21 protein-coding genes are annotated in these 26190 nt (G+C 72.9%); 8 read left to right on the forward strand and 13 right to left on the reverse strand.

Annotated features, from left to right (window positions below; all coding sequences use genetic code 11):
- Window positions 1–32: 32 nt before the first annotated feature.
- From murD to rsmH, 7 genes are all read right to left on the reverse strand, one after another.
- Window positions 33–1469, reverse strand: a complete 1437-nt coding sequence (gene murD, locus AB0N17_RS34170) for a UDP-N-acetylmuramoyl-L-alanine--D-glutamate ligase (protein WP_366015495.1) — start codon at window positions 1467–1469, stop codon at window positions 33–35.
- The gene (gene mraY, locus AB0N17_RS34175) at window positions 1451–2521 is read right to left on the reverse strand and encodes a phospho-N-acetylmuramoyl-pentapeptide-transferase (protein WP_366015544.1); all 1071 of its coding nucleotides are present in this window, start codon (window positions 2519–2521) and stop codon (window positions 1451–1453) included. Before mraY ends, murD begins: the two co-directional genes overlap by 19 nt.
- The gene (murF, locus tag AB0N17_RS34180) at window positions 2521–3927 is read right to left on the reverse strand and encodes a UDP-N-acetylmuramoyl-tripeptide--D-alanyl-D-alanine ligase (RefSeq protein WP_366015496.1); all 1407 of its coding nucleotides are present in this window, start codon (window positions 3925–3927) and stop codon (window positions 2521–2523) included. The genes mraY and murF overlap by 1 nt, the downstream gene beginning before the upstream one ends.
- 28 nt (window positions 3928–3955) lie before the next feature.
- The gene (locus AB0N17_RS34185) at window positions 3956–5476 is read right to left on the reverse strand and encodes a UDP-N-acetylmuramoyl-L-alanyl-D-glutamate--2,6-diaminopimelate ligase (protein WP_366015497.1); all 1521 of its coding nucleotides are present in this window, start codon (window positions 5474–5476) and stop codon (window positions 3956–3958) included.
- A 165-nt stretch (window positions 5477–5641) separates the two neighbouring features.
- A complete protein-coding gene (locus AB0N17_RS34190; protein WP_366015498.1) occupies window positions 5642–7606 on the reverse strand; it encodes a penicillin-binding protein 2 in 1965 nt (654 codons plus the stop codon).
- A 229-nt stretch (window positions 7607–7835) separates the two neighbouring features.
- Window positions 7836–8411 (reverse strand): septum formation initiator family protein, encoded by a 576-nt coding sequence (locus AB0N17_RS34195; protein WP_366015500.1) that lies wholly within the window; start codon window positions 8409–8411, stop codon window positions 7836–7838.
- Window positions 8412–8496: 85 nt separating this feature from the next.
- Entirely contained in the window at window positions 8497–9453 is a 957-nt protein-coding gene (gene rsmH / locus AB0N17_RS34200; RefSeq protein ID WP_366015501.1) for a 16S rRNA (cytosine(1402)-N(4))-methyltransferase RsmH, read from the reverse strand.
- Window positions 9454–9867: 414 nt separating this feature from the next.
- On the opposite strand from rsmH, the gene AB0N17_RS34205 reads away from it, so the two are divergent.
- From AB0N17_RS34205 to AB0N17_RS34220, 4 genes are all read left to right on the forward strand, one after another.
- A complete protein-coding gene (locus AB0N17_RS34205) occupies window positions 9868–10416 on the forward strand; it encodes a carbonic anhydrase (protein WP_366015502.1) in 549 nt (182 codons plus the stop codon).
- 257 nt (window positions 10417–10673) lie between these two features.
- Window positions 10674–11714, forward strand: a complete 1041-nt coding sequence (locus tag AB0N17_RS34210) for a MoxR family ATPase (protein ID WP_366015503.1) — start codon at window positions 10674–10676, stop codon at window positions 11712–11714.
- On the forward strand, window positions 11714–13075 hold the full coding sequence (locus AB0N17_RS34215; RefSeq protein WP_366015504.1) for a DUF58 domain-containing protein: 1362 nt from the start codon (window positions 11714–11716) through the stop codon (window positions 13073–13075). The genes AB0N17_RS34210 and AB0N17_RS34215 overlap by 1 nt, the downstream gene beginning before the upstream one ends.
- The gene (locus tag AB0N17_RS34220; protein ID WP_366015505.1) at window positions 13072–15459 is read left to right on the forward strand and encodes a DUF3488 and transglutaminase-like domain-containing protein; all 2388 of its coding nucleotides are present in this window, start codon (window positions 13072–13074) and stop codon (window positions 15457–15459) included. The genes AB0N17_RS34215 and AB0N17_RS34220 overlap by 4 nt, the downstream gene beginning before the upstream one ends.
- Before the next feature lie 113 nt (window positions 15460–15572).
- On the opposite strand, the gene AB0N17_RS34225 is transcribed toward AB0N17_RS34220, so the two are convergent.
- The 3 genes from AB0N17_RS34225 to AB0N17_RS34235 all read right to left on the reverse strand — a co-directional run bounded on the left by AB0N17_RS34225 (window position 15573) and on the right by AB0N17_RS34235 (window position 17692).
- Entirely contained in the window at window positions 15573–15956 is a 384-nt protein-coding gene (locus tag AB0N17_RS34225) for a DUF3040 domain-containing protein (RefSeq protein WP_366015506.1), read from the reverse strand.
- A 276-nt stretch (window positions 15957–16232) separates the two neighbouring features.
- Complete coding sequence (locus tag AB0N17_RS34230; RefSeq protein ID WP_366015507.1) at window positions 16233–17003, reverse strand: methyltransferase; 771 nt, start codon at window positions 17001–17003, stop codon at window positions 16233–16235.
- 125 nt (window positions 17004–17128) lie between these two features.
- Window positions 17129–17692, reverse strand: a complete 564-nt coding sequence (locus AB0N17_RS34235) for an SAV_6107 family HEPN domain-containing protein (RefSeq protein ID WP_366015508.1) — start codon at window positions 17690–17692, stop codon at window positions 17129–17131.
- Window positions 17693–17862: 170 nt separating this feature from the next.
- On the opposite strand from AB0N17_RS34235, the gene AB0N17_RS34240 reads away from it, so the two are divergent.
- The 4 genes from AB0N17_RS34240 to AB0N17_RS34255 all read left to right on the forward strand — a co-directional run bounded on the left by AB0N17_RS34240 (window position 17863) and on the right by AB0N17_RS34255 (window position 23362).
- Window positions 17863–18702: an ATP-binding cassette domain-containing protein gene (locus AB0N17_RS34240; RefSeq protein ID WP_366015509.1), complete on the forward strand. Its 840-nt coding sequence runs from the start codon at window positions 17863–17865 to the stop codon at window positions 18700–18702.
- Window positions 18674–20758, forward strand: coding sequence for a YhgE/Pip domain-containing protein (locus AB0N17_RS34245; protein WP_366015510.1), 2085 nt, complete (start codon window positions 18674–18676; stop codon window positions 20756–20758). Before AB0N17_RS34240 ends, AB0N17_RS34245 begins: the two co-directional genes overlap by 29 nt.
- Window positions 20759–20805: 47 nt before the next feature.
- A complete protein-coding gene (locus AB0N17_RS34250) occupies window positions 20806–21435 on the forward strand; it encodes a TetR/AcrR family transcriptional regulator (protein ID WP_366015511.1) in 630 nt (209 codons plus the stop codon).
- 418 nt (window positions 21436–21853) lie between these two features.
- Window positions 21854–23362: an NAD(P)/FAD-dependent oxidoreductase gene (locus tag AB0N17_RS34255; protein ID WP_366015512.1), complete on the forward strand. Its 1509-nt coding sequence runs from the start codon at window positions 21854–21856 to the stop codon at window positions 23360–23362.
- 14 nt (window positions 23363–23376) lie between these two features.
- Here the strand turns inward: AB0N17_RS34255 and AB0N17_RS34260 are convergent, their stop codons facing one another.
- The 3 genes from AB0N17_RS34260 to thiE all read right to left on the reverse strand — a co-directional run bounded on the left by AB0N17_RS34260 (window position 23377) and on the right by thiE (window position 26063).
- Window positions 23377–24312 carry a hypothetical protein gene (locus AB0N17_RS34260; protein ID WP_366015513.1) on the reverse strand — a complete coding sequence of 312 codons (936 nt, stop codon included), beginning with the start codon at window positions 24310–24312 and terminating at the stop codon, window positions 23377–23379.
- A gap of 56 nt (window positions 24313–24368) precedes the next feature.
- The gene (gene metF / locus AB0N17_RS34265; RefSeq protein WP_366015514.1) at window positions 24369–25292 is read right to left on the reverse strand and encodes a methylenetetrahydrofolate reductase [NAD(P)H]; all 924 of its coding nucleotides are present in this window, start codon (window positions 25290–25292) and stop codon (window positions 24369–24371) included.
- A 123-nt stretch (window positions 25293–25415) separates the two neighbouring features.
- Complete coding sequence (gene thiE, locus AB0N17_RS34270) at window positions 25416–26063, reverse strand: thiamine phosphate synthase (RefSeq protein ID WP_366015515.1); 648 nt, start codon at window positions 26061–26063, stop codon at window positions 25416–25418.
- Window positions 26064–26190: the final 127 nt, after the last annotated feature.

Below are 26190 nucleotides of genomic sequence, written 5' to 3' on the forward strand. Positions count from 1 at the left end.
CCTCCCAAGTTCCGCCCGGCGGGCGGCCGGGGTCAGGCTTCGAGTTCGCGGACCGCCGCCGCGAACGCGTCACCGCGCTGGTTGTAGTTGGTGAACATGTCCATGGAGGCACAGGCCGGGGCCAGCAGCACGGTGTCGCCGGGCCGAGCCAGCCGCTTCGCTTCCGTCACCGCCTGGAGCATCGCCCCAGTGTCGGTCCGGTCGAGGTCGACCACGGGTACTTCCGGGGCGTGTCGCGCGAGGGCCTCGCGGATCAGCGCGCGATCGGCACCGAACAGGACGGCACCGCGCAGCCGCTGTGCCGACTTGGCGACCAGCTCGTCGAAGGTCGCGCCCTTCGCCAGACCGCCCGCAATCCATACGATCGGGTCATATGCCGCCAACGACGCTTCCGCGGCATGGGTGTTGGTCGCCTTGGAGTCGTCGATGTACGCGACCCCGTCGACGTCCGCCACGTGCTCGATGCGGTGCGCGTCGGGACGGAAGGCCCGCAGACCGTCGCGTACGGCCGTGGCGGGCACCCCGAAGGCGCGCGCGAGGGCCGCCGCGGCAAGGGCGTTGGCGATGTTGTGCGGGGCCGGCGGGTTGACGTCGGAGACCTCGGCGAGCTCCTGCGCGTTCTTGTGCCGGTTCTCGACGAAGGCGCGGTCGACCAGGATGCCCTCCACGACGCCGAGTTGGGAGGGGCCGGGCGTACCGAGGGTGAACCCGACGGCCCGGCAGCCCTCTTCGACGTCGGCCTCGCGGACCAGGTCCTCGGTGAGCTTGTCGGCCACGTTGTAGACGCAGGCGACCCGGTTGCCCTCGTAGACGCGGCCCTTGTCGGCGGCGTACGCCTCCATGGAGCCGTGCCAGTCGAGGTGGTCCGGGGCGAGGTTGAGGACGACCGCCGAGTGGGCGCGCAGCGAGGGCGCCCAGTGCAGCTGGTAGCTGGACAGCTCCACGGCGAGCACGTCGTACTGCTCGTCGCCGAGGACCGCGTCCAGCAGCGAGACGCCGATGTTGCCGACGGCGGCCGTGCGCAGGCCCGCCGCCTTCAGGATCGACGCCAGCATCTGCACGGTGGTGGTCTTGCCGTTGGTGCCCGTGACGGCCAGCCAGGGGGCCGCGTCGGGGCCGCGCAGGCGCCAGGCCAGCTCGACGTCGCCCCAGACGGGCACGCCCGCCCGCTCGGCCGCCAGGAACAGCGGCTTGTCGGGCTTCCAGCCGGGCGCGGTGACGATCAGCTCGGTGCCCTCCGGCAGGGAGGCACCGTCACCGAGGCGCACGGTGATGCCGAGCGCCTCCAGTTCCGCGGCCTGCTCACGCGCGCGTGCGTCGTCGCCGTCGTTGACGACCGTGACGATCGCCCCGCGCGCGTGCAGCACCTTGGCCGCCGGGACGCCGGAGACGCCGAGCCCGGCGACGGTGACGTGCCTGCCCTGGAAGTCGGAGGACGCCGAGGAGGTGGTCACTTGTCCGCTGCCCATCCTGCGTAGAAGAGGCCCAGTCCGACGATCACACAGATGCCCTGAATGATCCAGAACCGGACCACCACCAGGACTTCGGACCAGCCCTTGAGTTCGAAGTGGTGCTGCAGCGGTGCCATCCGGAAGACGCGCTTGCCGGTGAGCCGGAAGGAGCCGACCTGGATGACGACCGACATGGTGATGAGCACGAACAGGCCGCCCATGATGGCCACCAGCAGCTCCGTGCGGGAGAGGATGGCCAGGCCCGTCAGGACACCGCCGAGCGCGAGCGAACCGGTGTCGCCCATGAAGATCTTCGCGGGCGAGGTGTTCCACCACAGGAAGCCGAGGCAGGCTCCCATCAGCGCGGAGGCGACCACGGCGAGGTCCAGCGGGTCGCGCACCTCGTAGCAGGCACCGGGGTTGGTCAGGGTCGCCGCGTTGGCGCAGGACTCCTGGAACTGCCAGACACCGATGAACGTGTAGGCGCCGAAGACGAGCACGGAGGCGCCGGTGGCCAGGCCGTCCAGACCGTCGGTGAGGTTCACGCCGTTCGACATCGCGAGGATCATGAACAGCGCCCAGACGACGAACAGCACCGGGCCGATCGTCCAGCCGAAGTCGGTGATGAACGACAGCTTGGTGGAGGCCGGGGTGTTGCCGCGCGCGTCGGAGAACATCAGCGACAGCACGGCGAAGGAGATGCCGACGATCAGCTGGCCGGCCATCTTCGCCTTGGCCCGCAGACCCAGCGAACGCCGCTTGACGATCTTGATGTAGTCGTCGAGGAAGCCGACCAGGCCCATGCCGAACATCAGGCCGAGGACCAGCAGCCCGGAGTAGGTGGGCGGGTAACCGGTGATGAGCTTGCTCAGGAAGTACGCGGCGATCGTCGCCAGGATGAACGCGATGCCGCCCATCGTCGGCGTACCGCGCTTGCTGGCGTGCTCGCGCGGGCCGTCGTCACGGATGTACTGGCCGTAGCCCTTGCGGGCCAGCAGCTTGATCAGCAGCGGGGTGCCGACCAGCGTCAGGAAGAGGCCAATGACTCCCGAGAACAGGATCTGCTTCATCATCGGGCGGCAACCTCACCCTCGGCACCGGTCTCCAGCAGCGCCTGGGCAACGCTCTCGAGACCCACCGAACGGGACGCCTTCACGAGCACGACGTCCCCCGGGCGCAACTCGCTGCGCAACAGGTCGACCGCCGCCTGTGCGTCGGACACGTGCACCGACTCCTCACCCCACGAACCCTCGTTATATGCGCCCAGTTGCAGCCAGGAGGCCTCAATCCCCCCGACGGCGACGAGCTTGCTGACGTTGAGCCGGACGGCGAGCCGTCCGACGGCGTCGTGCTCGGCGAGCGCCTCGTCCCCCAGCTCGGCCATCTTGCCGAGCACCGCCCACGTACGCCGTCCGTTGCCCATGGCCGCGAGCGCCCTGAGGGCGGCCCGCATGGACTCGGGGTTGGCGTTGTAGGCGTCGTTGACGATGGTCACGCCGTCCGGGCGCTCGGTGACCTCCATGCGCCAGCGGGAGAGGGAGCCCGCCTCCGAGAGCGCGAGGGCGATCTCTTCCGCGGACATGCCCAGCTCATGGGCGACGGCGGCCGCGGCGAGCGCGTTCGACACGTGATGCTCACCGTACAGGCGCATGGTCACATCACATGCACCGGAGGGTGTGTGAAGTCTGAAGGCCGGCTGTCCGCTGTCCGTGAGTCGTACGTTCTCGGCGCGTACGTCCGCTTCGGTCGACTCTCCGAAAAGGACCACCTTCGCCTTGGTACGGGAGGCCATGGCACGCACCAGCGGGTCGTCGGCGTTGAGGATCGCCGCCCCGTCCTCCGGGAGCGCCTCCACCAGTTCGCCCTTGGCCTGGGCGATCTGCTCGCGGCCGCCGAACTCCCCGATGTGGGCGGTGCCGACGTTGAGGACCAGGCCGATCCTCGGCGGGGTCAGCTCGGTGAGGTAGCGGATGTGCCCGATGCCGCGGGCGCCCATCTCCAGGACGAGGAACCGGGTCTCCTCGGTGGCGGTGAGGGCGGTCAGCGGCAGCCCGATCTCGTTGTTGAGCGAGCCGGGCGTGAACACCGTCGGCGCCTTGCGCCGGAGCACCTGCGCGATCAGGTCCTTGGTGCTGGTCTTGCCCGCCGAGCCGGTCAGGGCGACGAGGGTCGCGCCGAGCCGGCGTACGACGTGCCGGGCGAGGGCGCCGAGGGCGGTCTGCACGTCCTCGACCACGATCGCGGGCACGCCGACCGGGCGCGACGCCAGTACGGCGACCGCGCCCGCCTCGACGACCTGCGGTGCGTAGTCGTGGCCGTCCACGCGTTCGCCGACGAAGGCGGCGAACAGGCTGCCGGGCACCACCTCGCGGGAGTCCCGGACGACCGGACCCGTCACCTGGACGGACGGATCCGGTATGTCGTGCGTCTGCCCGCCGACGACTGCTGCGATCTCGGCGAGGGAGAGGGCGATCACAAGTTCATCCCCTGGGTCTTCTGGATTTTCATCCCTGGGTCTTCTGGATGGCTTCGCGGAGCACCTGGCGGTCGTCGAAGGGACGGACCACGCCGGCGATGTCCTGGCCCTGCTCGTGGCCCTTGCCCGCGACCAGCACGGTGTCGCCGGCCTGGGCGCGGCCCACGACGGCGGCGATCGCGGCGGCCCGGTCCTCGAACAGGAGCACCTCGCCGCGCTCGTGCGCGGGCACGGAGGCCGCGCCCTGGAGCATGGTCGCGAGGATCGCGAGCGGGTCCTCGGAGCGGGGGTTGTCGGAGGTCAGTACGGCCGTGTCGGAGAGGCGGGCCGCGGCGGCGCCCATCGGGGCGCGCTTGGTCCGGTCGCGGTCGCCGCCGCAGCCGAGGACGATGTGCAGACGGCCCTTGGTGACCTTGCGCAGCGCCTTGAGCACGGACTCGACGGCGTCGGTCTTGTGGGCGTAGTCCACGACCGCGAGGTAGGGCTGCCCGGCGTCGACCCGTTCGAGGCGGCCGGGGACGCCCGGTACGGCGGCGATGCCGTCGGCGGCGGCCTGCGGGTCGAGGCCGGCCACGGCGAGGGCGACGATGGCGGCGAGGGTGTTCGCCACGTTGAACGGGCCGGCCAGCGGCGACTTGGCCTGGATGCGCTCGCCGTTCGGGCCGAGGACGGTGAACGTCGAGTCCATCGGGCCGACCTGGACGTGCTCGGCGCGCCAGTCGGCGTCGGGGTGGCCCTCGGCGGAGAAGGTGACGACCGGGACGGTGGCCTCGGCGGCGAGCCGGCGGCCGTACTCGTCGTCGGCGTTGACCACGCCGAGTTTGCTGCGTTCGGGCGTGAACAGCTGCGCCTTGGCCCGGAAGTAGTCCTCCATGTCGGAGTGGAACTCCATGTGTTCCGGGCTGAGGTTGGTGAACACGGCGATGTCGAAGACGCAGCCGTCGACCCGGCCGAGGACCAGGGCGTGGCTGGAGACCTCCATGGCGACCGCCTCGACACCGCGCTCGCGCATGACGGCGAACAGGGCCTGCAGGTCGGTGGCCTCGGGGGTGGTGCGCTCGGACTTGATGCGCTCGTCGCCGATGCGCATCTCGACGGTGCCGACGAGACCCGTGGACTTCGCGGTCCGCAGGCCGCCCTCGACGAGGTAGGCGGTGGTGGTCTTGCCCGAGGTGCCGGTGATGCCGATCTGCAGCAGGTCGCGGCCCGGGTGGCCGTAGATGCCGGCCGCGAGTTCGCCCATCCGCGCGCGCGGGTCGTCCACGACGAGGACCGGCAGTCCGCTCGCGGCGGCGCGCTCGGCGCCCGTCGGGTCGGTGAGCACGGCGACCGCGCCGAGACCGGCGGCCTGGGTGACGAAGTCGGCACCGTGCAGGCGGGCGCCCGGGAGGGCGGCGTACAGGTCGCCGGGACGGACGGCGCGCGAGTCGTGGGTGATGCCCGTGACCGCGGCGGAGCCGGCCGGAGCGGCGGCACCCAGCTGATCGGCCAGTTCCGCGAGGGGTGTGGCGGAGACCTCGACCGGTCGCGGCGGTCCCGGATATGTCACGGAAGCGCCCTTCTGGGTGGTTTGGGACTGATCAGCGTGTGGCACGGCGGTGAGCGTACCGGGCGTACCCGCTCCGGAGCGAAGCGAGGGGCTGGGGGAGCCCTGGTTCCCGGGGTCGGGGGTGATCGTTGTCACGAGTGCGTTCCTGGTGTTCCGGTGTGCTGATCAGGGCTTGTAGTCGACGGGCAGGTTCGCGGAGTGCGCGCCGGTCGGCGGGACCTGGAGGGTCTTCAGGGCGAACTCCATCACCTGCTTGTAGATGGGTCCGCAGATCTGGCCGCCGAAGTAACTGCCGACGGTGGCGTTCTGGATGGCGCAGTAGACCGTGATGCGGGGGTTGTCCGCGGGGGCGAAGCCGGCGAACGACGAGGTGTAGCCGCGGTACCGGCCGGTGGCCGGATCCACACGGTTGGCCGTGCCGGTCTTGCCCGCGACCCGGTACCCGGGGATGCGGGCCTTGATGCCCGTGCCCTGCTCGTCGTCCACGACGGACTCCAGCATCTGGGCGACGGCCTTGGCGGTCTTCGCGCTGACGACCCGGCTCTGCCCGGGCTTCGGGGCCGGCGTGAAGCGGCCGTCGGCGCCCTTGCTGCCGCGCACCAGGGTCGGCTGGATCCGGACGCCGCCGTTGGCGATGGTCGAGTACACGGAGGCGGCCTGCATCGCGTTGAGGGAGAAGCCCTGGCCGAAAGGGATCGTGTACTGCTGCGAGGTGGACCACTTCCGGTAGGGCGCGAGGATGCCCCGGGTCTCGCCGGGGAAGCCGAGCCCGGTGTAGCTGCCGATGCCGAACTTGTGCAGGTACGAGTACAGGACCTTGTTGGCCTCGGGCTGGGTCCTGCCGAGCTGTCCGGTGGCGAGGATGGTGCCGATGTTGCTGGACTTGGCGAGCACGCCGTTGAGCGTGAGGTACCAGGTGGCGTGGTCGACGTCGTCCGAGAAGAGCCGGTCGCCGCGGTGCAGCCGGTTGGGTACGACGACGTGGGTGAGCGGGGTCGCGGCGTGCTGCTCCAGCACGGCCGCCATGGACATCACCTTGGCGGTGGAGCCGGGCTCGTAGGCGTCCTGGAGGGCCGCGTTGCCCATGGCGTCGCCGTCGGCCTTCGACAGGTCGTTGGGGTCGAACCCGGGCGAGTCGGCCATGGCGAGGATCTGGCCGGTGCGGGTGTCCTGGACGACGACGTAACCGCGGTCCGCCTTGGACTTCCTCACCTGCTCGCTGATCGCGTTCTGGGCCGCCCACTGGATGTCGCGGTCGATGGTCAGCTCGACGTCGGAGCCGGGCACGGCCGGGGTCTCCGTGGACCCCGCGGTCGGCACCTCGCGGCCGCCGGACTGGGCGTAACGGATCTTGCCGTCCTTGCCGGACAGCTGCTTCTCCAGCGCCTGCTCGATGCCGCCGCCGCCCTTGCCGTCGGCGTTGACCCAGCCCAGTATCCCGGCGGCGAGGTCGCCGTTGGGGTACACGCGCTGGCTGCTGGGGTCGGCGAAGACGCCGGCGAGCACGTTGGCGGTGTTCTTGTCGGTGCCGGCCTTCTTGGCGAGCGCGTTCTTCAGGTCCTTGATCTGCTTCCAGACCTGCGGGGTCTGCCGGGTGGCGAGCCGGGCGTACCGGGAGTTGCCGTTCCTGGGGCGCAGCTTCTTCACGAGCGCGGCCTGGTCCTGGCCGAGGATCGGCGCGAGCAGCGCGGCGGCCTGCTCGGGACCGTTGCCGATGTTCAGCTGTTTCTTGCTGAACATCGTCGGGTCGGCCGTGATGTCGTACGCGTCCTCGCTGATGGCGAGGGCCACACCGTTGCGGTCGGTGATCCCGCCGCGGGCGGCGGCCAACGTGTGCACGACGTACCGGTTCTGTTCGGCCCGCGCCGCGTAGGCGCTGGCGTCGACGGCCTGCACCTGGAGCAGCCGTACGACGAAGGCGATCAGCACCAGCGTCAGGGCGAGGCTGACCATGCGCAGCCGGGGCCGGGGGCTGCCGAGCCGGAGCGGGCGCGGCGGCATGGGCCGGGCCCCGCTCGGCCGGCGGGCGGGCCGGGCGCCGGGCCCGGGCTGCCGCCGCACGGCACCGCGCGGCCGAGGAGGCTTCGCCGGCGCGGGCACACGGCGGCGCTGCGGTTCCCTGTCGGACACTTCCGTCACCTGCCGGGGGTCGGGGTGGGAATGGGCTGGAGGAGGGCCGCCCGGACCGGGGCGCAGGCCCGGACCGCACGGCGGCGGACGGCCGGACGGCACCGCCCCACGCACGACACCGGACCGCGACCGCACCGGCGCCGGCCGCCGTCCCCGCACCCACCGGAGCGGAGCGCACACGCCGGCGCGGGCACACGGCGGCGCGGCGGTTCCCTGTCGGACACTTCCGTCACCTGCCGGGGGTCGGGGTGGAGGCGGTCTGGGGAATGGTCGCCGCGAAGGGGGCGGCGGTGGGGACGGCTGCCGAGGGGTCGGCCGCGGTGGGGGCGCTCCCGCCGGGGGACGGTGGCGCGGTGGGGGGTGCCGTGGCAGCCGGGGGCCCGGGGAGGGGGACGGTGGCGTCGGCCGGGGACTCGGGGGCCGTGAGCGCCGCCGGCCCGGGAGAGGCGGCGCCCGGCACGCCCTTCACCCTGCCGTCGGGCCCGAGGAAGGCCGGGTCGCCGCCGGGGACCATGCCGAGCTCCTGCGCGCGGCGCTGGAGCGCGTCGGGGGCGGAGTAGGCGTCGATGTCCCGCTGCAGGGCCTGCTCCTCGTCGGTGAGGTTCTTGGTCCGCTTCTGCAGGTCGGCGAGTTTGAACGAGCCTTCGCTGAGCGCGGAGTTGAGCACCAGCAGCCCGATGAGGCCGCCGCCGAGGAGCAGGACGACGAGCAGGACGAACGGGGTGCGGGCCGCCCGGGCACGGCCGGCCGGGAAGAGCCGGGCGAGCCGGGCGGCCCTCCCCTTCAGCTGGGGTTTCCTGCTCACCGCTCCCCCAGTGGGCCGCACGGCAGTGGGACCCACGACGTCGCCGCCCCCCGGTGAGTTCGGGAATCCAACCGACCCGTCTCGGTCACTCGACGTCCTCCCTGATCCGCTCGGCGCCACGCAACCTGGCCGGTGCGGCCCGGCGGTTCTCGGCGACCTCTTCCTCGGTGGGAAGTTCGGCACCGCGCGTGAGCAGCTTGAGCCGCGGCTGGTAGCGCTCGGGCACGACCGGCAGCCCGGGCGGCGCGGTGGACGCGGCACCGGCCGCGAACACCTGCTTGACCAGCCGGTCCTCCAGCGACTGGTACGACAGCACGGCGATCCGCCCGCGGACGTCGAGGGCCTTCACGGCCGCCGGGATCGCCCGCTCCAGCACGGACAGTTCGCCGTTGACCTCGATGCGCAGCGCCTGGAAGGTGCGCTTGGCCGGGTTCCCGCCGGTGCGCTTGGCGGCCTGCGGCAGGGCGTCCCGGATCAGCTCGACCAGGCGCGCGCTGTTGCTGAAGGGCTCCTTCTCGCGCTCCCGGACGATCGCCGCGACGATCCGCTTGGCCTGCTTCTCCTCGCCGTACGCGCGCAGGATGCGCACGAGTTCGCCCGGCGCGTAGGTGTTGAGGACCTCGGCGGCGCTGATGCCGGTCGTCTGGTCCATGCGCATGTCGAGGGGCGCGTCCTGGGCGTAGGCGAAGCCCCGGCCGGCCTCGTCCAGTTGCATCGAGGAGACCCCGAGGTCGAACAGCACGCCCTGCACGCGCGCGATGCCGAGCCTGCGGAGCACGTCGGGCAGCTCGTCGTAGACGGCGTGCACCAGGGTGGCGCGCTCGCCGAACGGCGCCAGCCGCTCGCCGGACAGGCGCAGCGCCTCCTTGTCCCGGTCGAGGCCGATCAGCCGCGCCTCGGGGAACCGGGCGAGCAGTGCCTCGCTGTGGCCGCCGAGACCGAGGGTGCAGTCGACGACCACCGCTCCCGGGTGCTCCAGCGCGGGCGCCAGCAGATCCAGGCACCGCTGGAGCATCACCGGGACGTGTCGACTCTGGCTCAAGGGGGCCTCTCAGTTCCGGCGGGCCGCACGCACCGCCGGGTCCCCGCCTGCTCGTGAACGGGGGACGGCCGGCGCCGGAAGCGTCAGCCGACCGGGAGCGGGAGGAGGCCGAGCCGCACGTACGCGCCGCGCACGCGGGGAGACGGTCCGGGCGGGTGCCGGGTCTCCGGGGTTTCACCAGCAGGGAGAGCCACGCCTCCCGCTTCGCGCCACTTTAGTCCACCCTGTCTCGCGGTCAATCAACCGGCCTGCGCGTCGCGCACCGCCGCCCGGGGGAAGCCGCGATTCGAACGGATTCACCCGTCCGGACCAGGTTTTCCCTCCGTGTGGGTTCGCTCACAACAAGCCACGATGACGTTCTTTGTCCCGTCTGGCAGCGGGCCGTACCGGCCGGTGACCAGTAACGTCGTCGGCATGACGACTTCTGCAGCAGCTCCCACCGGATCCGAAGGCGCCATATCCGCCGCCGACACCGTCACGGGCCGCCTGGTGGAGGCCAACCAGCGGTACGCCGCCGAGTTCTCCGACCCCGGCATGGATGCCCGGCCCGTTCTCCAGGTCGCGGTCGTGGCCTGCATGGACGCCCGCCTCGACCTGCACAAGGCGCTCGGCCTGCAACTCGGCGACTGCCACACCATCCGCAACGCGGGCGGTGTCGTGACCGACGACGTGATCCGCTCCCTGACCATCAGCCAGCGGGCGCTCGGCACCCGCAGCGTGGTGCTCATCCACCACACCGGGTGCGGCATGGAGAGCATCACCGAGGACTTCCGGCACGACCTGGAGATGGAGGTGGGCCAGCGCCCGGCGTGGGCGGTGGAGTCCTTCCGGGACGTCGACCAGGACGTGCGCCAGTCGATGCAGCGGGTGCGCACCTCGCCGTTCCTGCTGCACACCGACGACGTGCGCGGCTTCGTGTTCGACGTGCGCACCGGTCGGCTCCGCGAGGTCGACGCGGCCTGACCGGGCACACCGGCCGGCCACCCCGACCGCATTCCGCCTTCCTCGCCTCGCTCTCCATCGAAAACGCGGTCGAAAAGGCCGTAAGACCGACATCGTGCGGGCAGTTGTCCACAGGCGAGTGACACGAATCGGTAACGGCAGCAAGAATGCGGGGTGTGGCATCACGCGGAACCTTTCCCGCGTGGTGTCCGTGTTTCGGGGTGGGCCGGTTGCGCACGGATGCGTCGGCCCGGAAAGAACGGGCCGAGGAGGGCCGGGTGACGACCTATGACGATCGAGCGAGCCTCACTGATCTGACCGCCACGGTGGAGCGGGTACGCGGTTCGGTGGAGGGCGTGATCGAGGGCAAGCCCGAGGTCGTACGGCTCGCGCTGACCGTGCTGCTCGCCGAGGGCCACCTGCTGATCGAGGACGTCCCCGGCGTGGGCAAGACGATGCTCGCCAAGGCGCTGGCGAGGTCCATCGACTGCTCGGTGCGGCGCATCCAGTTCACGCCGGACCTGCTGCCCTCGGACATCACCGGCGTGTCCATCTGGGACCAGCAGCGCAGGGACTTCGAGTTCAAGCCGGGCGCCATCTTCGCGCAGATCGTGATCGGCGACGAGATCAACCGCGCCTCGCCCAAGACCCAGTCGGCGCTGCTGGAGTCCATGGAGGAGCGGCAGGTCACCATCGACGGGCAGACGTACGAACTGCCCAGCCCCTTCATGGTGGTGGCGACGCAGAACCCGGTCGAGATGGAGGGCACCTACCCGCTGCCCGAGGCCCAGCGCGACCGCTTCATGGCGCGCGTCTCCGTCGGCTACCCGAGCGTGGAGGCCGAGCTGCAGATGCTCGACGTCCACGGCGGGGTCAGCCCGCTGGCGGACCTGCAGCCGGTGGCGCACGCGCACGAGATCGTGAAGCTGATCGAGGCGGTGCGCGGGGTGCACGTCTCCGAGCCGGTGCGGCGGTACGCGGTGGAGCTGGTCGCCGCCACGCGCACGCACCCCGACCTCAGACTCGGCGCCTCCCCGCGCGCGACGCTGCATCTGCTGCGCGCGGCGAAGGCGTCCGCGGCCCTCACCGGCCGGGAGTACGCGCTGCCGGACGACGTCCAGGCCCTGGCCGTCGCCGTCCTCGCGCACCGTCTGCTCCCCACCGCCCAGGCACAGCTGAACCGCCGTACGGCCGAGCAGGTCGTGCAGGAGATCCTGCAGCACACCCCGGTGCCCGCCGAGCCGGGCCGGCAGAGCGGATTCGGCGGTCTGGGCCGGAACATCCCGGGCTATCCGCAGCAGCCCCCGCGGGGTCTGTGATGAGCGCCGGGGGGACCGGGCAGCCGGAGGCCGACCGCGGGGACGCGGGCGGCATCCGCACGGCCCTCGCGGGGCTGACCACCCGTGGCCGATCCTTCCTGGCGGCCGGGATCGCCGCCGCGATCTGCGCCTACGTCCTGGGCCAGAGCGACCTGCTGCGGGTCGGCCTGCTGCTCGCCGTACTGCCGCTGATCTGCGCGACCGTGCTGTACCGCACGCGCTACCGGGTGGCCGGCACCCGCCGGCTCTCCCCCGCGCGCGTCCCGGCCGGCAGCGAGGCCCGGGTGCATCTGCGGATGGACAACGTCTCCCGGCTGCCCACCGGTCTGCTGATGCTGCAGGACCGGGTGCCCTACGTCCTCGGCCCGCGCCCCCGCTTCGTGCTGGACCGGGTGGAGCCGGGCGGCAGCCGCGAGGTGTCCTACCGGGTCCGCTCCGACCTGCGCGGCCGCTATCCGCTGGGCCCGCTCCAGCTGCGCCTGACGGACCCCTTCGGGATGTGCGAACTGACCCGCTCCTTCTCGGCGTACGACACCCTGACGGTGGTCCCGCGCGTGGATCCCCTGGCGCCGGTCCGGTTCAGCGGCGAGGCCAAGGGCTACGGCGACGGACGGCAGCGCTCGCTGGCCCTCGCCGGCGAGGACGACGTGATCCCGCGCGGCTATCGCCACGGCGACGACCTGCGCCGGGTGCACTGGCGGTCCACCGCGCGCTACGGCGAGCTGATGGTGCGCCGTGAGGAGCAGCCCCGGCGCTCGCGCTGCACCGTCCTGCTGGACACCCGGGCCATCGGCTACGAGGGCGCCGGCCCCGACTCGGCCTTCGAGTGGGCCGTCTCCGGCGCCGCCTCGGCACTGGTGCACATGCTCGAACGGGGCTTCTCGGTACGGCTGCTGACCGACAGCGGCAGCGCGGTGCCCGGCGAGGGCGGCGACGGGTTCGCGGGCACCGGCCAGGAGACCGCGGACGCGGCCGGGCTGATGATGGACACCCTCGCGGTGATCGACCACTCCGACGGCACGGGCCTGTCGCGGGCGTACGACGTGCTCCGCGGCGGGAACGAGGGGCTGCTGATCGCCTTCCTGGGCGACCTGGACGAGGAGCAGGCCGCGACGGTCGCCAAGATGAGCCGGCGCAGCGGCGGCGCCGTCGCCTTCCTGCTGGACCCGGACACCTGGGTGCGGGAGCCGACCGACGTACCACGGCCGGGCGGCCGGCACGAGGACCGGCTGCGGCTGCTGCGCGAGGCGGGCTGGACGGCGTTGAGCGTGCCGCGCGGCGCCGCGCTGAACGGACTGTGGCAGCAGGCGGACCGGGAGCGCTCGGGCCTGGCCACCGTGAGCGGGGAGGCACCGGTATGAGCGGGCGGGCACGACTGGCCCTGTGTGCCGCCGCGGCCACGCTGATGGCGTCGTGCGCGCTGCTGCCGCTGGTGGCCGAGCCGACCTGGCTGCTCCAGCTGATCCCGCTGGTGGCCGTGCAGACCGGGGTGGGCGCGGCGGCCCGGCGGGTGCCGCTCGGCCGGCCGCTGACCGTGGCGGTGCAGGCCCTGGTGACCCTGGTGCTGCTGACCCTGGTCTTCGCCCGGCAGCAGGCGGTCGTCGGGCTGGTCCCCGGCCCGGACGCCTTCCGGCACATCGCCGACCTGCTCCGGCAGGGCTCGGACGACGTCAGCGTGTACGCGATTCCCGCGCCGCTCACCGACGGCATCAGACTGATGCTGATCGGGGGCGCGCTGGTGATCGGGCTGCTGGTGGACACGCTCGCGGTGACCTTCCGCAGCGCGGCCCCGGCCGGGCTGCCGCTGCTCGCGCTGTACTCGGTGGCCGCGGGGCTGTCCGACGGCGGGGCCGACTGGCTGTGGTTCCTGGTGGCGGCGGGCGGCTATCTGATGCTGCTGCTCGCGGAGGGCCGGGACCGGCTCGCCCAGTGGGGCCGCGTCTTCGGCGGTGCGCCCCGCTCCCCCGGCCCCTCTGCGGACACCGGCGCCGTGGCCCCCGTACGCGCCGGACGCCGGATCGGCGCGGTCGCGCTCGGAGTGGCCCTGCTGGTACCGCTCGTCCTGCCCGCGATGCAGGGCGGCCTGCTGGCCGCGGCCGGCACCGGCGTCGGGGCGGGCCACGGCAACGGGGGCACCATCTCGGCGGTCAACCCGCTGGTGTCGTTGCGCGACAGCCTGAACACGGACAACGACCGCCAGGTGCTGTCCCTGAGGACCAGCACGAGCGACCTCTCCGACATGTACCTGCGGATAGTCTCCCTGGACGACTTCGACGGCACCACCTGGAAGCCCGCCCAGCGGCACATCACGGGCGTGCCGGACACGCTGCCCACCCCCCTGGGGCTGAGCGGGGACGTCAAGCGCGCCAAGGTGAGAACCACGGTCACGGCGGCGCAGTGGTACGCCCAGGACTGGCTGCCGATGCCCTACCCGCCGAGCGAGGTGAGGATCAGCGGTCGCTGGCGGTACGAGCCCGTGGGCATGACCCTCGTCGGGGACCACGGCCAGACCACGCGCGGCGAGACCTACCAGGTGACCAGCCTGGACGTGCAGCCCACCGCACAGCAGCTGGCGGCCGCGCCGGAGCCGGCGGCGACCCTGAGACGCCAGTACACCAAGGTGCCGGCCACGCTGCCCAAGGTGGTGGCCGGCACCGCCAGGGAGATCACCGCGGGCGCCCGCAGCCACTACGAGCAGGCCGTGAAGCTCCAGGACTGGTTCTCGGTCAGCGGCGGCTTCCAGTACGACACCCAGGTGGAGGTCGGCACCGGGCCGCAGGCCATCGCGAACTTCCTGAAGAAGAAGGAGGGTTTCTGCGTCCACTTCTCCTTCGCGATGGCGGCGATGGCCCGCACCCTCGGCATCCCGGCCCGGGTCGCGGTGGGCTTCGCGCCCGGCACTCCGCAGGCCGACGGCACGGTCGCGGTGAACCAGAAGGACGCCCACGCCTGGCCCGAGCTGTACTTCGAGGGCGTGGGCTGGACCCGCTTCGAGCCCACCCCGACCCGCGGCACCACGCCGTCGTACACCCTGTCGCACACGCCCGGCACCTCGCTGCCGGACCCGGCCCTGCCGTCCAAGAACGCCTCCTCGGCGCCCTCGACGGCGCCTTCGGCCAGCGAGAGCTGCTCGACCGAGGCCCGCAGGGTGCAGGGCTGCGACGGCCCGTCCGCGGCGGCGGCCCCGCACAGCGGCGGCAGCGGCGGCGGCCCGTGGTGGTATCTGCTGCTCGTGCCGGCCGGGCTCCTGGTGCTGACGGTGCCGCTGTCGCCGCTGCTGTGGCGGGCGCGGACGCGCTCGGTGCGGCTGGGCGGGTACGCGCGCACGGAGGCGGGCGCGGTGGCGCACACGCTGGCCGCCTGGCAGGAGCTGACGGACAGCGCCTGGGACCACGGCATCGTGCCGGACGAGTCGCTGACTCCGCGCGGGGCCGCCGCCCGGATCGTCCGGCTCGGCCGTCTCGACCCGGAGGCCGGGGCCGCGGTGCACCGGGTGGCGGACGCGGTGGAGCAGGTGCTGTACGCACCCCGGCCGCGGCCGGCGGCCGGGGCGGCGGCGGACGTGCACCGGGTGACCGTGGGGCTGCGGGCCGCGGTGGGCACCGGGGCCCGGCTGCGGGCGCTGTTCCTGCCCCGCTCGTCGGTGCAGGTGCTGTGGGCGCTGTCGGCGCGCTGGTCGGCGCTTCGGACCCGGCTGGCGGCGGCCCGGCCGACGCTGCGCCGGCCCTCGCAGCAGCAGGGCTGAGAGACGCCTCGGAGACACGCGTGAGGGGCGGACACCGGACGGTGTCCGCCCCTCACGGAGGTCTGCTGTGCGCTGTGCCGCGGCCCTGAGGAGGTGCTGGCCGGGGCAGCGGGTCAGTGGCCCTGTTCGTCCCGGCGGCGCTGCCAGCGCTGCTCGATCCGGTCCATCACGGAACGCTTGGGCCGCACCTGCCGGCGAGCGGCGCCCGCGGGCTGCTCACCCGGTTTCGGTGTCTTGCGCCAGCCCGTGACGGCGAGTACGGCGCAGCCCAGCATGACGAGGAAACCCACCACGCTGACCCAGATCAACTGCGCGACCATTCCGGCCATGAGGAGCGCGATACCCACGAGGAAGCCCGCGACCGCCTGGTAGACCCGCCGCCGGGTGTACGTCCGCAGCCCACTTCCCTCAAGCGCTGACGCGAACTTGGGATCTTCGGCGTACAGCGCTCGCTCCATCTGCTCGAGCATGCGCTGCTCGTGCTCCGAGAGCGGCACGGAGTCCTCCTCATCGTGCAGTCGCCGGGGCGACCCGGGGGGTCCCTTCAGGATAGGCAGGGAATCGCCCCCGTGAAACCCGCCCCTCTACGCCAATTGGCCAACCGGAATCCGTCATGGCGCCCCGGCTCGCTGAGGCTTCCATTCCCCGGCGGCCGACCCGTCATGCCGGGTGGTGTACCTCGATCATACGGCGCAAACCCCTCGATCGGGGGTCTTGTGGCGTACTCCATCCGCCGCCGAGCCGCTGATCAGCGGCTCGTCCCGGCAGTGCGCTCAGCCCTCGGCGGCACCCGGCGTCTCTCCGAGCACATGCAGCTGCGTAGCCACGGAGTGGAACGCGGGCAACTCGGCCGCCGCGGCCTCCAGCTTCAGCAGGGCGTCGACGGCGCCGGGCTCGGTGTCCACCAGGACGCCGGGCACGAGGTCGGCGAAGACCCGCACGCCGTGCACCGCGCCGACCCGCAGCCCCGCGCCCTCGACCAGCGAGGTGAGCTGCTCGGCGGTGAACCGGTGCGGCACCGGGTCGCCGTCGCCCCAGCGGCCGTCGGGGTCCCGCAGCGCCTGCCGGGCCTCCGTGAAGTGGCCGGCCAGGGCGCGGGCGAGCACGGCGCCGCCGAGCCCCGCGGCGAGCAGGCTGAGCACGCCCTCGGAGCGCAGCGCGGCGACCGCGTTGCGCACGCCCTCGGCCGGGTCGTCCACGTACTCCAGGACGCCATGGCAGAGCACCGCGTCGTAGCCACCGCGCTCGACCACGTCGAACAGGCCGTGCGCGTCGCCCTGGACGCCCGCGACGCGATCGGCGACGCCGGCCTCGGCGGCGCGGCGCTCCAGCGCGAAGAGCGCGTTGGGGCTCGGGTCGACCACCGTGACGCGGTGGCCGAGACGGGCGACGGGCACGGCGAAGTTGCCGCTGCCGCCGCCGGTGTCGAGGACGTCCAGCGACTCCCGTCCCGTCGCCTTGACCCGGCGGTCGAGGGCGTCCTGGAGGACCTCCCAGACCACGGCGGTACGCAGGGAGGCGCGGGGGCGGCTCGGGTCCGACACGGCAGTTGACTCCTCGGCAGGGCGGAACGCTTCAGGCGCCCTCCACCCTATTGCCTCCGCCGCCCTGCCCGGTCACCGCGGCGGTGAACGGCCGTGTGCGTCTCGCTCGGCGGACCTGCCGGTACTCAGCCCGCGTCCGGGAGGTCACCGCGGGCACCCGGGCCGTCCCGCTCCTCCGGGTCCCGGCGGGGCTGGGGCAGGACCGGCTGGAGGACCAGCATCCGCTCCACGAGGCGGATGAACATCGCCACGTCGCGTATCAGGTCGTCGGCGTCCCGCTGTCCGGCCGCGCCGCGGATGCCGGCCTCGGCGCGGGCGCGGCGGGCGGCTCCGGAGGCGAACAGCGCGCTCCACTCGGTCAGTTCGGGTGCGATCTCGGGGAGCACCTCCCAGGCGCTGCGGATCCGGGCCCGGCGGCGCGGGGCGGTCTCGGGGCGGCCCCGGGCGGCGAGCACGGCGGCGGCGGTGCGCAGGGCGGCGAGATGGGCCGTCGCATAGCGCTCGTTCGGCGTTTCCAGGACGGCGGCCTCCTCCAGTCCGGCGCGGGCCTGGGCGAGCAGGTCGAGGGCGGCGGGCGGGGCCGTGGTCCGGCGGAGAACGGGGTGCACGTCGCTCGCCGGGCCGGTCAGTGAGGGGGCAGGGCCGGTGGCGCGGCGCCGGCGGGCGGCGGCTGCGGACGGGTTGGCCATGACGAACCTCCTGTCGTCTGGGTGACGGCACGGGTGCCGTATGTGCCCATCGTGAGGTATGGCACTGACAATCCGTTCTGACCTGCGCTTTTGCCTCGATCGTAGGTTCGGGCGTATTTTTGCACTGACCAGTCAGTTCAAAAACTCCGGACAGGAGAACAGGGGGACTTGTGGACGGCGCACACGTCACGGCCGAGGGCCTCGGGCTCAAGGGGCCACGGGGGTACGCCTTCCGCGGCGTCACCCTCGACGCCGAGCCTGGCTCACTGATCGCGGTCGAGGGACCGTCCGGCTCCGGCCGCACCTCCCTGCTGCTCGCGCTCACGGGACGGATGAAGCCCACCGAAGGGGTGGCCACGGTCGGCGAGTTCAAACTTCCCCGGCACATGGCGGGGCTGCGCCGCGTCGCGGCGGTGGCCGCCGTGGCCGGGGTGACCGACCTGGAGCCGGCCCTCACCGTCGGCGAGCACCTGCGCGAACGGGCGCTGCTGCAGAGCCGGTTCGGCGACTCCCTGCGCGAGGTGCTGCGGCCCCGAGCCCAGCGCAGGCACGAGGCACGGCTGCGTGTCGACGCGGCCCTGGCCGCCGCCGGGCTGGACCTGGAGACGCTCCCCAAGGGGTCCCGGACCGCCGTACGGGACCTGGAGCGGATCCAGGAACTGCGCCTGTCCCTCGCGCTCGCCCTCCTCGGCCGGCCCCGTCTGCTCGGCGTGGACGACATCGACGTGAAGCTCTCGGACGCCGAGCGCGCCCAGGTCTGGGACCTGTTGCGCTCGCTCACGCGCGCGGGGACGACGGTCGTGGCCGTGTGCCGGACCGCCCCCGAGGACTGCGTCGCGGTGCGGACCGGGCAGGTGGCCGCATCGGGCGAGCGGCAGGACACCGGGCAGCAGCACACCGCGCGGGACGACGACGCACACGACGACGCCGAGCGGCACGACGTCGAGCAGCAGGACACGGACCGGAAGGAGGCAGCCGGCGATGCGCTCACCGAAGCTGGCCGCGCTTGAGCTGAGGCGCTTCGGACGCGGGAAACTGCCACGCGCCGCCCTCGTCGCGCTGCTCGTCCTGCCGCTGCTGTACGGCGCCCTGTACCTGTGGTCCTTCTGGGACCCCTACGGCCGTCTGGACCGGATCCCGGTGGCCCTGGTGAACGACGACAAGGGCGCCACCGCGAGCGGGAAGAAGATCACCGCCGGCGACGACATCGTGGCCGGGCTGCGCGACAGCCGCACCTTCGAATGGCACGAGGTCAGCGACGCGGAGGCACGGGAGGGCGTCGAGAACGGCACCTACTACCTCTCGCTGACCATGCCGGCCGACTTCAGCCGGCGCATCGCCTCCAGTTCGGGCGGCTCCCCGCAGACCGGTGCCCTGCGGGTGCGCACCAACGACGCGAACAACTACATCGTCGGCCAGATCTCCCGCACCGTCTTCAACGAGGTGCGCTCGGCCGCGTCCAGCAAGGCCTCCCGGACCTTCCTGGACAAGATCTTCGTCTCCTTCTCCGGCATCCACGACAAGACCGTCACTGCCGCCGAGGGCGCCGACAGGCTCAACGGCGGCATCGGGAAGGCGGAGAAGGGCTCCAAAGACCTCGCCGACGGGCTGAAGGACGCCAAGAGCGGCAGCGGCAAGCTGGCCAAGGGCCTGAAGAAGCTCGACGGCGGCGCCGGCGACCTGCAGACGGGCTCCCGGCAGGTCGCCGACGGCACGCAGAGGCTCGCCGACGAGGTCAACGGCGTCTACGGCCAGGCCGGCCCGTATCTGAAGGGCAACGAGAAGACCATCGGGGACACCGCCGAGCTGGTGGCGGACTCGGCCAAGACGGTCCAGGACAACCTCGCCGTCCTGGTGAAGCTCGCGCCGGGAGCCGCCACAACCGCCCACGCCTCCTCGGCCGTTCTGGACGGGATCTACAAGGCGCGCTGCGCTCCGGCCACGATCCCCGACCCGGCCTGCCCGGAGCTGAAGAAGGCCCGGCAGGCCGCGGCCGACGTGGCCGACGTCGCCGACGACCTGAACACGCTGATCGCCGACCAGAACGGCGACCTGAAGACGATGCGGGACAACCTGGGCACGCTGCAGAAACAGGCCAAGGCCCTCGCGAAGCGCGCGCCGCATCTCTCCGAGGACGTCGACGACGCCGTCAAGAAGATCAACAAGCTCAACGACGGTGCGCACAAGGTCGCCGACGGAGCCGAGAAGCTGCACACCGGCCTCGGCACCGCCAAGTCCGGCGCGAACGCCCTGGACAAGGGCATCGGCACGGCGCGGACGGGCGCCCAGACCCTCGACGGCGGCCTGTACAAGCTGGTCGGCGGCTCCGGGAAGCTCGCCGGCGGCCTGCACGACGGCGCGAAGCGGATCCCGGACTACGACAAGCAGGACCGCGACCGGCGGACCGGCGTGATGGCCGACCCGGTCCAGCTGGCCTCGCACGACCTGCACAAGGCGCCGAACTACGGCACCGGGTTCGCCCCGTACTTCATCCCGCTGTCCCTGTGGGTCGGCGCGATGGTCGCCTACATGCTGATCCCGCCGCTCAACCGGCGTGCGCTCGCGGCCGGTTCGCCGGCCTGGCGGATCGCGCTGGCCGGCTGGCTGCCGGTGGTCGCCGTGGGCGTGCTGCAGGTGGTGGCGCTGATGGCCGTGCTGCACTGGGCGATCGGGCTGCAGATGCTGCGGGCGGCCGGCACGATCGGCTTCCTGTTCCTGGTCACGGCGTGCTTCGGGGCGATCGTGCAGTGGCTGAACGCCCGCTTCGGCGCGGCCGGCCGGATCCTCGTGCTCGCGCTGCTGATGCTCCAGCTGACCTCGGCGGGCGGCACCTACCCCGTGCAGACCAGCCCGGGCTTCTTCAACGACATCCACCCCTTCCTGCCGATGAGCTACATCGTGGAGGCGCTGCGCCGGCTGATCACGGGCGGCGGGCTCGGCCCGGTGTGGCAGGCGTGCGGTGTGCTGACCGCGTTCACCGCGGGCGCGCTCGCGCTGACCGCGCTCGCGGCCCGGCGCCGCCAGGTGTGGACGCTGGACCGGCTGCACCCCGAGCTGAGCCTGTGATCCCCGGGAGGACCCCGCACACGCGCGTACCTGTGAGAATCGGGGCCATGGAAAGCAGCAGCGCCAGGTCCGGCGGCAGCACGCGCCGCGAGGCCACCCGGCAGAAGCTCTACGAGGCGGCCGTCACGCTCATCGCCGAGCAGGGCTTCTCCGCGACCACGGTGGACGAGATCGCCGAGCGGGCCGGGGTCGCGAAGGGCACGGTCTACTACAACTTCGCGAGCAAGTCGGTCCTCTTCGAGGAGCTGCTGCGGCACGGCGTGGGCCTGCTCACGGCCTCCCTCCGGGAGGCGGCCGAGCGGACGGCGGCCGAGGGCGGCGGCAGGGTGGACGCGCTGGACGCGATGGTCCGCGCGGGCCTGGTCTTCATCGACCGCTACCCGGCCTTCACCCAGCTGTACGTGGCCGAGCTGTGGCGCACCAACCGGGCCTGGCAGTCCACGCTGATGGTGGTCCGGCAGGAGGCCGTCGCGGTGGTCGAGGGGGTGCTGCGCGAGGGCGTGGCGGCCGGGGAGTTCAGCGACGAGATCGACGTGCAGCTGACGGCGGCGGCGCTGGTCGGCATGGTCCTGGTGGCCGCCCTGGACTGGAAGTCCTTCCAGCCGGAGCGCTCCCTGGACGACGTCCACGCGGCCCTGTCCCGGCTGCTCCAGGGCCGGGTGAGCGGCAAGGCCTGACCGGGCGGGGCAGGAGAGCGCCGGGGACGACGACACGGGAAGGGCGCCCGTCCGCTGCCGGACGGGCGCCCTTCCCGCTCCCCGTACTCCCCCGTACTCCCCCGTACGGTCTTCCCCCGTCGGTCCCGTGGGTGGTCGGCCCCCGGGTCCCCCGGCTCGCTTCCGCCGACGGATCGGCGGAAGGAGCGGCCGGCGGGCGGGCACCGTTCCGCCGCCCCGTGTCGGCGGTGCCGGGCCGCGCCCCCCTTGCCGTGCACCCACTCTCCCGTCCGGGCGGGCCGTCGCCCATCCGCGCGCGTACTCATCTCGCCCTCTGAGTACGGATACTCAGCCGTCCGCACGCGGGCCCGGGACGCGGGACGGCCCGGGCGGCCGCCCGCGGGCCGGACTGTCAGTGGCGGTCGATAAAGTCGCAGGCATGGCACGGATTGCGGTGATCGGCGCCGGGATGGGCGCGATGGCGGCCGCTGCCCGGCTGGCCGTCGCGGGCCACCGGGTGGCGGTGTACGAGCGTACGGAGACGTACGGCGGTGCGGTGCGCCGTTTCGAGCGGGACGGGTTCGCCTTCGACACCGGCCCGGGGCTGCTGACGCTGCCCGCGGTGTACCGCGATCTGTTCGTGAAGACGGGCAAGGAGCCGCTGGAGGACTGCGTCGAGCTGGTCCAGGTCGACCCGTCGTCACGGCATGTCTTCGCGGACGGCACCGAGGTGTCCCTGCCGAACGCCTCGCGCGAGGGCGTGGTCGCGGCGCTGGACGAGGCGCTGGGCGCGGGGGCGGGCGGGCGCTGGGGCGACTTCCTGGTGCGGGCCCGCGAGGCCTGGGACCGCACCCGCCGCCCGCTGCTGGAGGAGCCGCTGTGGCCGAACTGGCAGGTGCTGGACGAGAAGGAGCCGTACCCGGGCGTTCCGCACAAGCGGCGCTGGCGCACGCGGCGCGCGGTCAAGCTGCACGAGATCGGCGCCTGGGAGCTGCGCGACCCACGGCTGGCCCAGCTGCTGGACGGCTGGGCGCTCGCGTACGGCGTCGATCCCGGGATCGCCCCGGCGAGCGCGGCCGTACTGCCCTACATGGAGCACGCGTTCGGCACCTGGTACGTGCGCGGCGGGATCCGGGAGCTGGCGCGCGCGGTGTACGAGCGGTGTCTGCAGCGGCGCGTCGAGTTCGTCTTCGGCACCGAGGTGGTCCGGGTCCTGGAGAAGGACGGCCGGGTGGCCGGCGTGGAGTCGGCCGGGGGCACGGTGGCCGAGGCCGACTTCGTCGTGGGCACGGGCCCCTGGCGGCTGGGCGGCCTGGTCCCGGGCAGGCAGCTGTACGGCGCGCAGGACGTCCCGCCGGAACACGAGGACCGTCACCCGGGCCGGATGGTGGTCTGCCTGGCGCTGCGCGGCGCCCGCGGGAGCGACGCCGTGCACCGCACGGTGGTGCACTCCGCCCACGGCGGCGATGATCTCGAGCTGTTCCGGTACGGGACGGTGCCGGAGCTGCCGACGGTCCTGGTCGACCGCCCGGACGACCCGGCGCTGCGCCCCGACGGGGAGCACGAGTCGGTGGTGCTGACGGCGACGGTGCCGGCCGCGACGGAGTACGACTGGGCCGCCCCGGGTGCCGCCGACGCCTTCGCGGACCGGATGACCGCGGCCGCCGAGCGTGCCGTGCCGGGGCTGCGCGGGCGCGTGCTGTGGCGGGAGGTCCGCACGCCCCTGGACACCGAGCGGGAGACGGGCGCGACGGGCGGTGCCGTCCCGCCGCCGGCCCTGGCCGCTCCGGAGGGCGTGCTGCACCCGGCCAACAGCACGGCGCTACCGGGTCTGTTCACCGCCGGCGGCTGGTCCCACCCCGGCGGCGGTCTGCCGCACGCGGGCATGTCGGGCGCGCTGGTGGCGGGGCTGATCGTCGAGGGCCCGGGTTTCCGGGGCTCGCAGTGACGAAGGGCTGAGTCTCAGAAGCGGTACTGCTCGTCGTACCCGGCGGTGCCGGGCTGCGGGTGCTGCGCCGGCCCCTGGGGCTGGCCCTGGTAGGGGTACGGCTGCTCCTGCGGGAGTTCGCCGCCGTAGGTCTCGTCGGTGCGCTGCTGCGGCACCCACACCCCGGCGGCCGGGGTCTCGCCGTAGCCGCCGGTGGCGTACGGTTCCTGCGCGTAGCCCTGCTGACCGTACTGCTGGGCGTAGCCCTGGTCGTAGGACGCCTCGCCGTAGGACTGGCTGCCGATGTACGGGTCGGAGTAGTTGGCGTAGCCCTGCTGGCCGGCGGCGTCGTAGCCGTAGCCCTGCTGGCCGTAGCCCGAGTAGTCGTAGGCGTAGCCCTGCTGCTCGTCGGCCTGGGGCTGGGCGGTGTGCGCGTAGGCGGTGTCGCCGTAGACGCCGTAGGAGCCGGTGTCGTCGGGCATGGGCTGCGGCTCGTAGACGGTGGTGGTCTCGGCGGCGCCCGGCTCGGGGCGGGCCGGGGTGAACACGTCGTCGCGGTCGTAGTCGTCGTCGTACTCGCCCTGGCCGTAGGCGCCCTGGCCTGCGTCCCGGTCGTCGCCGGGGGCCACGGGCTCCGGGCCGGAGTCCTCCGGGCCCTCGTCGTGCCGGTCGGCCCTGCCGCGGCGGCGCTTGCTGCCGCCGTCGGTCTCGGCGTCGGGGCGCTTGACCGCCCAGCCGGCGGCGAAGCCGCGGCGGAAGGACAGCGTGACGTACGTCTGGCCGATCGCGAAGGCGATCGCGCCGAGGCCGATCACGATCACGGAGGGCATCAGCACGCCGAGCACGACGCCGAGGAAGCCGGCGAAGGCCAGCAGCCGCCAGCGCAGCCGCGCCTTGTACTGCAGCAGCACCTCGCCCAGCAGCCACAGTGCGACGACGCCGAACGCGATGTAGAGGACCGTCCAGCCCATGTACGCCCCTCTCCCAGTGGCCGCTACGCAGTGTGTCGTATCGCGGTGCGGCCGGTCTAGGCCTGCGGGGGGTGGTGCAGGCCCAGGTTCTCGTAGATTTCCAGGGTCGCCGTGGAGTTGTTGAGCGTGATGAAGTGCAGTCCGGGCACTCCCTCGGCCAGCAGCCGTGCGCAGAACTCCGTGGCGAAGTCGATACCGATGGAGCGTACCGCCGCCGGATCGTCCTTCGCTGTGAGGATCCGCTCTTTCAGGGCGTCCGGGAAGTGGGCGTTGCTGAGCTTCGGCAACCGTTCCAGCATCTTCACGCTGGTGACGGGCAGGACCTCGGGGATGACCGGGGTGTCACAGCCCGCCGCCTCGACGCGGTCGCGCAGCCGGAGATACGACTCCGGCCGGAAGAACATCTGTGTGATGGCGTAGTCGGCGCCCGCACGGCATTTGTCCACGAAGTGGGCGACGTCGGAGTCCCAGTCGCTGGAGCGGGGGTGCATCTCGGGGAACGCGGCGACGCCCACGCAGAAGTCGCCCGACTCCTTGATGAGCCGGACGAGTTCGGCCGCGTAGGCGAGTCCCTTGGGGTGCGGGACCCACTCGCCCATCGGGTCGCCGGGCGGGTCGCCGCGCACGGCGAGCATGTTGCGGATCCCGGCGTCCGCGTACTGGCCGATGATGTTGCGCAGCTCGGCGATGGAGTGGTCGACCGCGGTGAGGTGGGCGACCGGGGTGAGCGTGGTGTCGGCGACGATCTGCTGCGTCTCCTTGACCGTGCCCGCGCGGGTGGAACCGCCGGCGCCGTAGGTCACGGAGACGAAGTCGGGGGCGACCGCCTCGACCCGCCGGAGGGCGCTCCACAGGTTCCGCTCGCCCTTGGGGGTCTTCGGCGCCGAGAACTCGAACGAGTACGTCGTCTTGCCGGTGGCGAGGATGTCGCGCACGGTGCGTGCGCGATCAGTCCTGGTGGATGCGGTTCCGAGGGCCATACGGGCAGGTTAGCCAGGGGTGGGCGGTCCCCCAACCGGACGCCGGTGATTTGCCCGAATTGTCGGCATCCTGTCCATCCCTTGGACAAAAACGCGGACAGCGGCCGCCGCGACGCGGCGCGGCTAGAGCTGCCGGAGCCGCTTGGCGAACTCGGCCGCGGCCGCACCCGGGTCGCCGGCCTCGGTGATCGCGCGGACGACGACCACTCTGCGGGCACCGGCGTCCAGCACCTGGTCCAGGTTTGCGAGGTCGATGCCCCCGATGGCGAACCAGGGGCGGTCGGTGTCCAGACCGGCCGTGTACCGGACCAGGTCCAGGCCGGGCGCGTGCCGGCCGGGCTTGGTGGGGGTGGGCCAGCAGGGGCCGGTGCAGAAGTAGTCGACGCCCTCCTGGACGGCAGCCGCGGCGGCCTCCGCCTCGGCGTGCGTGGAGCGGCCGATCAGCACCCCGTCGCCGAGGACGGCGCGGGCCGCAGGGACCGGCAGGTCGCCCTGGCCGAGGTGCAGCACGTCGGCGCCGGCGGCGTGGGCGACGTCCGCCCGGTCGTTGACCGCGAGGAGCTTGCCGTGCCGGGCGCAGGCCTCGGCGAAGACCTCCAGGTGCTCCAGCTCCTCGGCGGCCTCCATGCCCTTGTCGCGCAGCTGCACGATGTCGACACCGCCGGCCAGGACCGCGTCCAGGAACTCCGGCAGATCGCCCTGGCGCCTGCGGGCGTCCGTGCAGAGGTACAGGCGGGCGTCGGCGAGTGCGGCGCGGGCGGTGTCGGACATGGTGAGGTCCCCCCGTGGTCGGTGTCCCTGGCGGTTGGCGCGGGTGGGGGGGGGGGCGCGGCCCGCCCCCCCCCCGGCGAGGGGAGACAACGTGAACATGGGGCCTGGACCGGGGGCGTCGGTGGCG

Origin of the sequence: Streptomyces sp. NPDC051133 (genome assembly GCF_040682635.1) — a bacterium.
In the GTDB taxonomy this organism is placed as follows: domain Bacteria; phylum Actinomycetota; class Actinomycetes; order Streptomycetales; family Streptomycetaceae; genus Streptomyces.

Bases quoted from the DNA above. Each gene is read 5' to 3' on its own strand.
- murD (WP_366015495.1), bottom strand. From the start codon at position 1,469: ATGGGCAGCGGACAAGTGACCACCTCCTCGGCGTCCTCCGACTTCCAG.
- mraY (WP_366015544.1), bottom strand. From the start codon at position 2,521: ATGAAGCAGATCCTGTTCTCGGGAGTCATTGGCCTCTTCCTGACGCTG.
- thiE (WP_366015515.1), bottom strand. From the start codon at position 26,063: ATGTCCGACACCGCCCGCGCCGCACTCGCCGACGCCCGCCTGTACCTC.
- AB0N17_RS34255 (WP_366015512.1), top strand. From the start codon at position 21,854: ATGGCACGGATTGCGGTGATCGGCGCCGGGATGGGCGCGATGGCGGCC.
- AB0N17_RS34260 (WP_366015513.1), bottom strand. From the start codon at position 24,312: ATGGGCTGGACGGTCCTCTACATCGCGTTCGGCGTCGTCGCACTGTGG.
- AB0N17_RS34235 (WP_366015508.1), bottom strand. From the start codon at position 17,692: ATGGCCAACCCGTCCGCAGCCGCCGCCCGCCGGCGCCGCGCCACCGGC.
- AB0N17_RS34245 (WP_366015510.1), top strand. From the start codon at position 18,674: ATGCGCTCACCGAAGCTGGCCGCGCTTGAGCTGAGGCGCTTCGGACGC.
- AB0N17_RS34250 (WP_366015511.1), top strand. From the start codon at position 20,806: ATGGAAAGCAGCAGCGCCAGGTCCGGCGGCAGCACGCGCCGCGAGGCC.
- AB0N17_RS34215 (WP_366015504.1), top strand. From the start codon at position 11,714: ATGAGCGCCGGGGGGACCGGGCAGCCGGAGGCCGACCGCGGGGACGCG.
- metF (WP_366015514.1), bottom strand. From the start codon at position 25,292: ATGGCCCTCGGAACCGCATCCACCAGGACTGATCGCGCACGCACCGTG.
- AB0N17_RS34220 (WP_366015505.1), top strand. From the start codon at position 13,072: ATGAGCGGGCGGGCACGACTGGCCCTGTGTGCCGCCGCGGCCACGCTG.
- AB0N17_RS34205 (WP_366015502.1), top strand. From the start codon at position 9,868: ATGACGACTTCTGCAGCAGCTCCCACCGGATCCGAAGGCGCCATATCC.